Raw genomic sequence first — 11,762 nt, 5'->3', positions numbered from 1 at the left:
CAAAATCTACAGGTTATGCTATTGCGCCAATGGTCGATAAATTAGCTAAAGAAAACAACAATGATTTTACTAAATATGTAAACGACTCTTTCGATACTAGTATTTTAACATCTAAAGAAAAAATTAAATCTTTCTTAGATTTGCCAAGTCAAGAAGTGTTAGATAAAGATCCTTTATACGAGTTGTCAAATGATATGATAACACATTTTACATCAAAATCCGATGCTATAACAAAAGCTCAAAACGATTTTGGCGCTTCATTTCGTTTATTAGTTGAAGGTTTAAGAGAGTCTAAAATTGGAACCATAAAATATCCAGATGCAAACTCAACTTTACGTTTAACTTATGGTAAAGTTCGTGCTTTGCCAGCTGATAAACGTAATGATGCAAAAATAAACAATTACACAACACTTGCAGGTCAGGTTAAGAAATACAAAAAAGGTGATGAAGAATTTGATTTGCCGGCTCGTGTACTTGAGATGAATAACAATAAAGATTTTGGTCGTTTTGCAGACAAAGATGGTTCACTTCACGTAAATTTCTTGACAGATAATGACATTACAGGAGGAAACTCAGGTTCGCCAGTTCTGAATGGAAAAGGAGAATTAATAGGAATTGCTTTCGATGGAAATATCGAAGCGATGGCTGGAGATGTAATTTTCGACAAAAAACTACAAAGAACAATCAATGTAGATATTCGTTATGTACTTTGGGTAATCGAGAATTTCTCAGGAGCAAAACACATTGTTGATGAAATGACTTTGGTTAAATAATTTACTGAGAAATTTAATCTCAAAATAAATTCAGAAATCCGACTTATTTATTTAAGTCGGATTTTTTTATATCTTTACTTTGAATTTTAGAGATGAAAAAAACAGTTCTATTTTTATTGATTATAATGCTGTCTTCTTGTAAGGAAGACAAAGTTCCGTTGGTTTCTTTTTATTATTGGAAAACTCAATTAAAACTCACAAAACTAGAAAAACAAACATTAAATAAGAACGAGGTTAAGAAACTATATGTTCGTTATTTTGATGTTAAATTAGTAAATAATAAAGCTTTTCCAGTTGCGCCAATTCATTTTCTAGAGAACGTAAAAAACCAAGAAATTATCCCAGTCGTTTTTATAAAAAACGAAATTTTTTCATCTAAGAAAATAAATCATGATGAGTTAGTTACAAATATTTTAAAACTAATTAATCAGATAGATAAAGTTAATAGAATTCAAAATTCTGAAATTCAAATAGATTGTGATTGGACTATAGAAAGTAAAGATAATTATATGCGATTTTTAGAGATTTTAAAATCTAAATATCATAAAATAATTTCAGTAACTATTCGTCTACATCAAATAAAATATTCCAATGAAACAAAGATTCCATCAGTAGATTACGGTGTTTTAATGTTTTATAATATGGGGAAACTAGGGACTGATAATTCTAATTCTATCTATGATCCAAAAATTGCAGAAAAATACTTACCATCTTTAAAGAACTATCCATTGAAGCTAAAAGTTGCATTGCCTATTTTTTCTTGGATAATCCACAGTCGAAATAATCAAATTGTTAATTTGATATCTAAAATTGAGTTAGAAAGCTTTAAAAATAATGCTAATTTTGAATTTGAAGATGAGACAAAAATAGTTGTTAAAAAAAATGTACTTTTTAATGGTTTTTTCTTTAAAGAAGGAGACAAACTTAAGTTAGAAGATGTTTCTAAATCTGATATAAAAGAAATGATAAATTTGTTAAGCAGTTATATGTTAAACAAACCCGAAGAAATTATTTACTATGATTTAGACGAAAATAATATAAAAAAATATAATGATAAACTTTTTTTCAAGACCTGTAATTCTAGTTTCTAGTACTTTTTTAATAGGAGTTACTACTTTTTTTTCCTTATGTGCTGGTGGTGATTGGGATTGGTTCGAATATAATTCGAGTTTTGCTCCTGAAGCTTATGTACAGGACAAATCATACGAACAATTGTTCTATAGTGTTAATATGTTTTATGGTGGTGATTGGTATGATAACAATCATTCGCAAAGATTTGGGGAATCTATAATTGCCGATTGGAAGCAGTATTTAGAGAATAAAATTTCAGACAAAGAACTTAAATATTTTATTCTTTCCGATTCTTCGGATGTCTCAGTTAGCCAAACAGTTAAAAATATTTCTAATAAAAATAGAGCAGCTTCTAAAAAATATGATTTGACTAATGAAAAAATAAAAAGTTTTTTTGTTTTTATAAATTTAGCAAAATCATTAGAAATATATACAAACAATTCTTCTTCTTGGGATTATAACACGGATAGTATGAATGCTATTAACTTTATGTCAGTAGCTCAGGCAAAAAAAATAGAGAATGTTTATAATCTGACTAAAGAACCATTTCTTAAAAACAGGTATTGGTTTCTTACCATGAAAGCTTATTTTTATTCTGATAATAGAAACGAAGCAATCACTTTTTTTAATAAAACTCAAGCTAAATTAGATAGAAACGAAATGTTTTACAGAGGATTATCTTATGTAGCTGGAGTTTTATATAAAAATAAAGACTATGCAAAATCTAATTTTATGTATAGTGTTGTTTTTGACAATTGCCCCAAACTAAGAACAGTGGCCACTTATTGCTTTCACCCACAAAGTGATAATGATTTTAAAGCGTCACTAGATTTAGCAAAAACAAATTCTCAAAAAGCATCTTTATGGGCACTATATGGGTATTATGCAGATGAGGTAGAAGCTATAAATCAAATTTATATTTTAGATCCTAAAAATACACATTTAGATTATTTGCTTACGCGAGCTATTAATTTAGCCGAAAATAAAATGAATTCTTCTGATTGGAGTTATTATGATTACGGTACTAAAACAACACTTAAAAATGAAGATTTAAATAATAAATTATATCAAGTTATATCTAAAATTGCCAAAGCAAAAAACACAAAAACTCCCTATATTTGGAATATAGCTGCTGGTTATTTTGAAGTTATTAAGGAGAATAATAATGTAGCATCTAATTATTTTATTCAAGCAGAAAAAGATATTCCAAACACAAAATTAGCGAAAGAACAATTAAAATTATTTCAAGTTTTTAATGAAGTAGCTTCTCTAAAAAAACTTGATGTTGGTTCAGAAAATAAAATATTGCCAAGCCTAAAATGGTTGTTTTCTTTTCAAAAAGAGAACAATAATAGCTCTAATTTAAGAACTAATTTTTTAATAAATTGGTCTCGAAATTACATAGCCTCATTATATAAAAAACAAGGAAATGATGTGTTTGCAGAATTATTCTTAAGAGAAAAAGATTTTTATCTAAATCCTGATCGAACAGAAAAAACGCAAAACTATTTACTTAAGAACAAAAAATCCGATTGGGATATATTTGCTCAGTCATTATATAATGTCAATTTGAACGATATTTATGATTATAAAGCCATTAAATTAACTTATAATAACCAACTTCAAAATGCTATTGTCGAATTAGAAAAATCTAAAGAGGCAAAAGAGATGATTTTAGATGGAAATCCATTTAATGGAAATATTAAGGATTGTAATGATTGCGATCATATTGCATACCAAAAAACAAAATATTCAAAGCTTGATTTTTTAAAGAAAATGGTCGAAATACAAAATAATTTAAAGAATAATAATAATGATAAATTCAGTAATGCCATTTTGTTAGGAAATGCATTTTATAGCATGTCTTTTTATGGAAATGCAAGATCATTTTACGACAATAAAATTATCAATCAATATGGTAATTATATAGACGATTTATATCAAAATATGTTGTTTAGTAATAAATTTTCAAAGCAATATTATCAAGATGCCTTTAATGCTGCAAAAGATAATGAACAAAAAGCTAAAACAGTTTATCTGCTAACTAAGATTGAAAGAAATGAATTTTATAACACTCCATTGTTTAAACCATATGAAGTAGATTATATTTCTTTTGAGGGTTATAAAAAGCTTAAAAAAGAATACGCTACAACTAAATATTATCAGGACGTCATTAGTGAATGTGGTTATTTTAATTCTTTTATAAATAAGTAATAAAGATGAAATCGACTCTATTTTTCATTTTCTTTTATATATCTATTTGGTCGCAAACATCATTCGACAAAGCTAAAATTCTTTTCGACCAAGGAAAGTATGCTTCTGCAGAAACGTTGTTTGAAAGCTATTTGAAAGATAATCCAACCAATGCTAAAACCATCGAATATCTAGGAGATATTTCAGGGTATGAACAAAAATGGAATAATGCGATTTATTACTATAAAAAACTAAAAACGGCATTTCCGAGAAATGCTAATTATTGGTACAAATTTGGGGGTGCATTAGGATTAAAAGCTAAATCTGTTAATAAATTCAAAGCTTTAGGAATGATTGACGATGTAGAAAACGCCTTTTTAACCGCTGCAAAATTAGATTCAAAACACATAGATTCCCGTTGGGCGTTAGTAATGTTATATATAGAATTGCCAGGAATAGCAGGAGGAAGCGAAATCAAAGCCCAAAAGTATGCTAACGAATTGGACTCTATCTCAAAAGTAGATGGTTACCTCGCAAAAGGCTATATAGATACTTATTTTAATAGATATACAAATGCTGAAGTAAATTATTTAAAAGCTTATGAAATTGGTCATTCAAAAACTACTTTCAATAAATTATATGATTTATATTTGAATAAGTTTAAAGACAAACAAAAAGCAATAAATCTAAAAAAAGAATTTATAAATTGATTTCTTTTCAAACTTCTTTTTCCTCTGAAATCTGAAAGCGAAAATCTGAAATCAAAAAGCTCAAATCTAATATATGCGTACACATTTTATCGCCATTGGCGGAAGCGCGATGCACAATTTAGCATTGGCATTACACAACAAAGGATATCAAGTTACAGGAAGTGACGATGCTATTTTCGAACCATCCAAATCTCGTTTAGAAAAAAAAGGACTTATGCCTTTAGAACTTGGATGGTTTCCTGAAAAAATCACGTCCGATATCGAGTCGATCATTTTAGGAATGCATGCAAAAGCAGACAATCCGGAATTACTAAAAGCACAAGAATTGGGACTAAAGATATATTCGTATCCAGAATTTTTATACGAACAGTCTAAAAATAAAACTCGCGTGGTTATAGGTGGTTCTCACGGAAAAACTACTATAACTTCTATGATTTTACATGTCATGCATTATCATAATATCGAAGTCGATTATATGGTTGGTGCACAATTAGAAGGTTTTGATACCATGGTGCATCTTACTGAAGAAAACGACTTTATCGTTTTAGAAGGCGACGAATATTTGTCTTCGCCAATGGATAGAAGACCAAAATTTCATTTATACCAACCCAATATTGCTTTAATTTCGGGAATTGCTTGGGATCATATTAATGTTTTTCCAACTTATGAAAACTATGTAGAACAATTTGAAATTTTTATTCAAAAAATTACTAATGGCGGAATTCTAGTTTATAATGAAGACGATTCGGAAGTAAAACGTGTGGCCGAAGCTTCTACAAATCCTATTAGACGAATTGCTTATCATACACCAAAATATACGGTAAACGACGGAATCACTTTACTAGAAACACCAGAAGGCGATATGCCAATCGAAGTTTTTGGAGCGCATAACCTTAATAATCTGGCTGGAGCCAAATGGATTTGCCAAAATATGGGTGTCGATGAAGCCGATTTTTATGAAGCCATTGCTAGTTTTAAAGGCGCTTCTAAAAGATTAGAAAAAATTGCGGAAAGCAAAACAAAAGTGGCTTACAAAGATTTTGCACATTCGCCAAGTAAAGTCGCCGCTACTACAAAAGCCGTAAAAGAGCAATATCCTAACAGAAATGTAGTTGCTTGTTTAGAGCTTCATACTTATAGTAGTTTGAACGCCGAATTTCTCAAAGAATATGAAGGCGCGTTAGAATATGCTGATGTTGCTGTGGTTTTCTATTCGCCAGATGCCGTAAAAATCAAACAATTAGAAGAAGTTACTTATGAGCAAATTGCCAAAGCCTTCAACCGAAAAGATTTAATCATTTATACCAATCCAAAAGATTTTAAAGATTATTTGTTTAGCCTTAATTTAGAGAATTCTGCCTTATTACTAATGAGTTCTGGGAATTATGGCGGATTAAATTTTGATGAAGTTAAAGGATTAATTTCATAATGCAAGAAAATCTTTCTATAAAAAACTGGTCAGAAGACGATCAGCCACGAGAAAAACTAATGCTAAAAGGCAAACACGTTTTAAGCGATGCCGAGCTGGTTGCCATTCTCATTGGTTCAGGAAGTCGGTCGGAAAGTGCTGTGCAATTGTCACAACGCATTTTATCTAGTGTCGATAATAATTTGAATGCCTTAGGAAAACTATCCATCAAACAACTAACCGAGTTTAAAGGAATTGGAGAAGCAAAAGCTATTTCTATTGTTGCTGCAACCGAATTGGGTCGCCGTCGCCGAGCAGAAGAAACAGTAGAGCTCAAAAAAATCAATTCTAGTAAAGCAGTTTTCGATATTATGCAACCTATTATTGGTGAATTAATACACGAAGAATTTTGGGTTTTATTTCTAAATAATTCTAACAAAGTGATTTATAAATCACAAATTAGTAAAGGTGGAATTACAGGAACTGTTGTCGATGTTCGTATGGTTTTTAAAATGGCATTAGAGCAAAACGCAGTAGCTATTATACTTTCGCACAATCATCCATCGGGAAAACTAGAAGCGAGCGATGCCGATAAGACTTTGACTAAACAATTAAAATTAGCTGGACAACAACTTACTATTCCTGTTTTAGATCACATTATTATTACCGAAAATGGTTATTTGAGTTTTCGAGATGAAGATATTTTTTAATTTATGAAGAAGAGAATAAAACATATTTTTTTCGATTTAGATCACACACTTTGGGATTTTGATAAAAATTCGGAATTGGCTTTCGAACGAATTTTAAACAACTATTTTCCAAATATTAAAGTGGAAGATTTCATAACTGTTTATTCGCCAATTAATCAATCCTGTTGGAAGTTGTATCAGAAAGATGAAATAACACATCAAGAATTGCGTTACAAAAGACTAAAAGAGACTTTCGATATTTTAGAACAAGAAATTTCAGATAATCAAATTGATGTGATTTCGGATGAATATATCGAATTTTTACCTGATTTTAATCACCTTTTTGATAATGCTATCGAAGTTTTAGATTTCTTAAGCCAGAAGTATCAATTGCATATCATTACCAATGGTTTTGCCGAAGTGCAACATAAAAAACTAAACAATTCTAATATTAGTCATTATTTTAAAACCATAACTAATTCAGAATTAGCAGGAGCTAAAAAACCAAATCCAATTATTTTCGAACATGCTCTAAAGGTTGCCAATGCTCAAAAAAAAGAAAGTATCATGATTGGAGATTGCCTTGATGCCGATGTAAATGGCGCCTTAGATTTCGGAATAGAAGCTATTTTTTTTAATCCAAATCAAATAGAAGTCATACAAAGTATCAATCAAATTGCTAACTTAGCCCAACTAAAAAAACTTTTTTAAAATGAAAAACAAATTATTTTTAATAGCAATTGCCTTATTTTCAAGTTTAATATATTCTCAATCGTCTTTGAATGATTATGAAATGGCGATAATTCCTGCGAAATTTGAATTTCAAAAAGAAGACAATCAATATAGAATTAATTCAACCATAAAAGCTTTCTTAAAACAAAAAGGATTTGAAGCTTATGTTTCGACCGATGTTTTACCAGAAGGATTTTTAGATTACAATTGCAATAAAGTTTTTGTAAATGTTGTAGAAGAAAACACGATGTTTTCTACAAGAATAAAAATTGAATTTAAAGATTGCAGACAAGTAGTTTTATTCACGACTGATTTAGGAGAAAGTAGAGAAAAAGAATTTGCAAAAGCATATAATCAAGCCTTGTTATTAACCTTAAAATCTTTTGATAAAGCTAAGTATAAGTTTTCGGGAAAAACTTATTATGATGATGAAGCGCAAGAAAAATTGAAATCCCGTGATGTAGAAAGTGTGTCGAAAGAAGTGACTAAAGTCATAAAATCTGAAAATGGAGTAACCTACGAAAAAGTTATAAAAACCGATAATTCAACAGCAACCGATACATTTGTAAAAGTAACAAATCAAACAAATCAACAAGAGTTAGTATTGTATAAAACATCAAGAAATGCTATTTACTTATGCAATCAAAATGGAAAAAATGGTGTTGTTTTTGCTAAAAATGAAGTTTGGTTTTTCGAATATTTAGACAACGGAAAATTAGTTTCAGAGAAATTGGATATTAAGTTTTAGTTTATATTTTGTCATTCCGACGAAGGAGGAATCTCATTGTTAGCTTCTCTTTATGAGATTCCTCCTTCGTCGGAATGACAAATAGCATTTATGATTGGATTAAAATATAATTATAATGTATTAATGCGTAATTCGTAATTTTTTCTAATACCCATACTTATCTTTCCATCTATTTTTTAAAAATTCTCTAGTGCCATTCTCACGAGAATTATTCCCTGGATTATAAAAAACAGTTTCCGAAATTTCGTCTGGCAAAAATTCTTGTTCGGCAAAATTATTAGAGTAATCATGGGAGTATTTGTACTCGTCTCCATAACCCAATTCCTTCATGAGTTTCGTGGGCGCATTTCGTAAATGAATAGGAACAGGCAAATCACCAGTTTGTTTTACTACTTTTTGAGCTTCGCCAATAGCCAGATAACTTGCATTGCTTTTAGGAGAAGTTGCCAAATAAACCGCACATTGACTCAAAATAATTCTACTTTCAGGATAACCAATCGTAGTAACCGCCTGAAAAGTATTGTTAGCCATTATGAAAGCCGTTGGGTTGGCATTGCCAATATCTTCAGAAGATAAAATAAGCATTCTTCTAGCAATAAATTTTACATCTTCACCGCCTTCAATCATACGAGCCAGCCAATAAACTGCGCCATTCGGGTCACTGCCACGAATAGATTTTATAAATGCCGAAACGATATCGTAATGTTGTTCACCAGTTTTATCATACAAAACAGTATTTTTCTGAACCAATTGCATCACTTTTTCATTGGTAATCAAAATATGGTCTTCACTCGTAGCGTTTATGACGAGTTCAAAAATATTTAATAGTTTGCGTCCATCGCCACCAGAAAGTCTTAATAAAGCTTCGGTTTCGACTAATTCGATATTTTTAGTTTTCAAAAAAGTGTCAGTTGTCATGGCGCGATGCAATAGCGCTTCGAGATCCTGTTTCGAAAAAGCATTCAAAATATAAACCTGACATCTTGACAATAAAGCAGGAATTACCTCAAAACTTGGATTTTCGGTAGTTGCTCCAATGAGTGTAATCCAACCTTTTTCAACCGCAGCGAGTAAAGAATCTTGTTGCGATTTGCTAAAACGATGTATTTCATCGATAAACAAAATGGGGTTTTTAGTAGTAAATAATCCGCCACTTTGTTTGGCTTTTTCAATCACATCACGAATGTCTTTTACGCCAGAATTTATCGCACTCAAGATATAAAACGGACGTTTGCTTTCTTGCGCAATAATTTGTGCCAAAGTCGTTTTTCCCGTACCAGGCGGTCCCCAAAAAATAAGCGACGGAATAATTCCTTTCGCAATTTGATGCGTCAACGAGCCATTTTCGCCAACTAAATGCGACTGACTAATGTATTCTTGTAGATTTTGCGGACGAATTCGCTCTGCTAATGGTGCTTCCAATTGATTGTTGATTCGGTTATTTAACTATTCGTTTAATCGAATAATACGGATTCAAATTTATGACATTTAAACTTTTAAATTATCAAATAACCAAATAAACGATTAACCAAATAATCTATTTATGACAAAATATCACTAAATTGAGTTTGGTAGTATTTTTGACTATAAATTTTTAAATCATTCAATTTATGAATCTTTAAATTACCAATGAAAGAAACCGATTTCAAATTTTCCGCATCAGTACTAGCTTGGCCATTATATTTAGTGCTGTCGCTTTGGTTGGTTTATACTATCGAAATTATTTTCCCAGGTGATTTTTCTCATTTAGGAATCTTGCCAAGAACCGTTTCGGGACTTAGAGGAATAGTGTTGAGTCCGTTTTTGCATGGCGATATTGGACATTTGTTTAACAACTCGATTCCGTTATTTATTTTAGTAGCCGCTTTGCGATTTTTTTATCGAAAGGAATCGCTGAAAGTTTTGGTTTTAGGTGTTTTGCTTTCAGGATTTGGCACTTGGATTATAGGAAGAGAAAGTTATCACATTGGCGCCAGTGGATTAATTTATGTTTTGGTCAGTTTTATTTTCTTCAAAGGAATCAAATCTAAATATTTTAGATTAGTGGCGTTGTCATTAACAATAGTAGTGGTTTACGGTGGAATGATTTGGTTTGTATTTCCTTCGGCAGAAGAAAATATTTCTTGGGAAGGACATCTTTCAGGATTTATTGCTGGTTATTTATTGGCTTTTTACACTAAAACTGATAAATATCAGAAGCCAATAAGATATGATTGGGAGCGACCAGATTTTGACCCTAGTCAAGATGAATTTATGAAACACTTTGATGAAAATGGAAATTTTGCGCCACAACCAAAACCTGAAATTATAGAAGATGAAATTGGTAATGAATTGCCAAAAATAGTGTATCATTTTAAAGAGTTAAATGATAAGGCACTATAAATATTTTAAATTTTTTTAATGCTTTTATTTTTTATAATCTGACATTCAATAATAAAATTAATAGAATTAAATTTATGTAAATTTTAAAGTTTGTTCTACTATGATTATCAATTCCTTTGCTAAATTTACTATTAATTATTTTAAATAAATAAACATGAAAAAAGTAGCATTGTTAGTTCGCTTGGTTGCGAAAGAAGGAAAAGAGCAACAAGTAGCAGATTTTATCACAAATGCTTTACCATTAGCAGTTGCAGAAGTGGATACTACAACCTGGTATGCCATTCAAATTGATAAATCTACGTTTGGTATTTTTGATACTTTTCCTCACGAAGCAGGAAGACAAGCGCACTTATCTGGAGAAATTGCAAAAGCATTAATGGCCAATGCAGCTGAGTTATTATCTGTTGCTCCAGTTATTGAACAAGTAAATGTTTTAGCAGCAAAATAATATTTGTTCTATATGGACTAAAACCATTTTAAGGATTTTTCTTAAAATGGTTTTTTGTTTTATAAAGAATTTTTGTAATTTTTTAAAACAAAATTTAAGCCAGTTGCTACAATGTCGCCCATTGTTTGGCATTTTTTAAATTTACTATCATGCGTAAATTTTTGAAGTGATTTTTTTAACGATTCAACATGTTCATCTGGTGCCAAACGTTCATTTTTCATAATACTAATCAATTCTTCGAAACGTGTCTCTTGACCATGAATTCGTTTTACTGTTGCCGAGCGAACTTCTTTTCTATATTGTTCTATCGAATTTGGCTTAAGTTTATCTATAACCAATTTTACCATTTGAAAATTTTCCTTATAAAACTGCGGAAAGTATATTTTTATATTGCCTTCATAAGATTGTTGGTCGAAATCGATGGGACGAATACGAAATTCGACATGATCAAAATCATGTATTGGGATTATGACATAATTATAAGAACGCATATCGCCTAATAAACCTATAATACAACGCTCGTTAAACTTAACAAACTCTTTTGCGATTTGTGCTTTTTCGTGTTCGGTACAAGTTGGAAGTATTTTTTTGATAAAAATATCTCCAGG

The 11,762-nt window shown here is 30.5% G+C and carries 11 protein-coding genes and 1 pseudogene; 10 read left to right on the top strand and 2 right to left on the bottom strand.

The annotated features are described in order from the left end of the window. From ABI549_RS11985 to ABI549_RS11950, 8 genes are all read left to right on the top strand, one after another. The coding region (locus ABI549_RS11985; RefSeq protein WP_348076701.1) for a S46 family peptidase at window positions 1-773 on the top strand (773 nt) is incomplete at its 5' end. A gap of 92 nt (window positions 774-865) precedes the next feature. Continuing rightward, window positions 866-1,864 (top strand): hypothetical protein, encoded by a 999-nt coding sequence (locus tag ABI549_RS11980; RefSeq protein ID WP_348076700.1) that lies wholly within the window; start codon window positions 866-868, stop codon window positions 1,862-1,864. Continuing rightward, the gene (locus tag ABI549_RS11975; RefSeq protein ID WP_348076699.1) at window positions 1,824-4,058 is read left to right on the top strand and encodes a hypothetical protein; all 2,235 of its coding nucleotides are present in this window, start codon (window positions 1,824-1,826) and stop codon (window positions 4,056-4,058) included. Before ABI549_RS11980 ends, ABI549_RS11975 begins: the two co-directional genes overlap by 41 nt. Before the next feature lie 5 nt (window positions 4,059-4,063). Beyond that, complete coding sequence (locus ABI549_RS11970) at window positions 4,064-4,747, top strand: hypothetical protein (protein WP_348076698.1); 684 nt, start codon at window positions 4,064-4,066, stop codon at window positions 4,745-4,747. Window positions 4,748-4,820: 73 nt separating this feature from the next. After that, window positions 4,821-6,176, top strand: coding sequence for a Mur ligase family protein (locus tag ABI549_RS11965; protein WP_348076697.1), 1,356 nt, complete (start codon window positions 4,821-4,823; stop codon window positions 6,174-6,176). Then, on the top strand, window positions 6,176-6,865 hold the full coding sequence (radC, locus tag ABI549_RS11960; RefSeq protein ID WP_348076696.1) for a DNA repair protein RadC: 690 nt from the start codon (window positions 6,176-6,178) through the stop codon (window positions 6,863-6,865). The genes ABI549_RS11965 and radC overlap by 1 nt, the downstream gene beginning before the upstream one ends. A 3-nt stretch (window positions 6,866-6,868) precedes the next feature. After that, window positions 6,869-7,555, top strand: a complete 687-nt coding sequence (locus ABI549_RS11955; protein WP_348076695.1) for a YjjG family noncanonical pyrimidine nucleotidase — start codon at window positions 6,869-6,871, stop codon at window positions 7,553-7,555. Window position 7,556: 1 nt separating this feature from the next. Then, window positions 7,557-8,324 carry a hypothetical protein gene (locus ABI549_RS11950; RefSeq protein WP_348076694.1) on the top strand — a complete coding sequence of 256 codons (768 nt, stop codon included), beginning with the start codon at window positions 7,557-7,559 and terminating at the stop codon, window positions 8,322-8,324. A 144-nt stretch (window positions 8,325-8,468) separates the two neighbouring features. On the opposite strand, the gene ABI549_RS11945 is transcribed toward ABI549_RS11950, so the two are convergent. Then, window positions 8,469-9,746: a replication-associated recombination protein A gene (locus ABI549_RS11945; protein WP_348076693.1), complete on the bottom strand. Its 1,278-nt coding sequence runs from the start codon at window positions 9,744-9,746 to the stop codon at window positions 8,469-8,471. A gap of 207 nt (window positions 9,747-9,953) precedes the next feature. Here ABI549_RS11945 and ABI549_RS11940 point away from each other — a divergent pair, with 207 nt between their 5' ends. After that, a complete protein-coding gene (locus ABI549_RS11940) occupies window positions 9,954-10,706 on the top strand; it encodes a rhomboid family intramembrane serine protease (RefSeq protein ID WP_348076692.1) in 753 nt (250 codons plus the stop codon). A gap of 154 nt (window positions 10,707-10,860) precedes the next feature. Then, complete coding sequence (locus ABI549_RS11935; RefSeq protein WP_348076691.1) at window positions 10,861-11,154, top strand: antibiotic biosynthesis monooxygenase; 294 nt, start codon at window positions 10,861-10,863, stop codon at window positions 11,152-11,154. A 59-nt stretch (window positions 11,155-11,213) separates the two neighbouring features. Here ABI549_RS11935 and ABI549_RS11930 read toward each other — a convergent pair. After that, window positions 11,214-11,762 (bottom strand): annotated as a pseudogene (locus tag ABI549_RS11930) (hypothetical protein); the annotation flags it as partial.

The sequence above is a fragment of the Flavobacterium sp. genome (assembly GCF_039932285.1).
Classification (GTDB): Bacteria; Bacteroidota; Bacteroidia; order Flavobacteriales; family Flavobacteriaceae; genus Flavobacterium.
Note: the sequence above shows the minus strand (reverse complement) of the source record. Positions and strands in the feature narration are given on the sequence as shown.

Bases quoted from the DNA above. Each gene is read 5' to 3' on its own strand.
- ABI549_RS11975 (WP_348076699.1), top strand. From the start codon at position 1,824: ATGATAAACTTTTTTTCAAGACCTGTAATTCTAGTTTCTAGTACTTTT.
- ABI549_RS11955 (WP_348076695.1), top strand. From the start codon at position 6,869: ATGAAGAAGAGAATAAAACATATTTTTTTCGATTTAGATCACACACTT.
- radC (WP_348076696.1), top strand. From the start codon at position 6,176: ATGCAAGAAAATCTTTCTATAAAAAACTGGTCAGAAGACGATCAGCCA.
- ABI549_RS11950 (WP_348076694.1), top strand. From the start codon at position 7,557: ATGAAAAACAAATTATTTTTAATAGCAATTGCCTTATTTTCAAGTTTA.
- ABI549_RS11965 (WP_348076697.1), top strand. From the start codon at position 4,821: ATGCGTACACATTTTATCGCCATTGGCGGAAGCGCGATGCACAATTTA.
- ABI549_RS11970 (WP_348076698.1), top strand. From the start codon at position 4,064: ATGAAATCGACTCTATTTTTCATTTTCTTTTATATATCTATTTGGTCG.
- ABI549_RS11940 (WP_348076692.1), top strand. From the start codon at position 9,954: ATGAAAGAAACCGATTTCAAATTTTCCGCATCAGTACTAGCTTGGCCA.
- ABI549_RS11935 (WP_348076691.1), top strand. From the start codon at position 10,861: ATGAAAAAAGTAGCATTGTTAGTTCGCTTGGTTGCGAAAGAAGGAAAA.
- ABI549_RS11980 (WP_348076700.1), top strand. From the start codon at position 866: ATGAAAAAAACAGTTCTATTTTTATTGATTATAATGCTGTCTTCTTGT.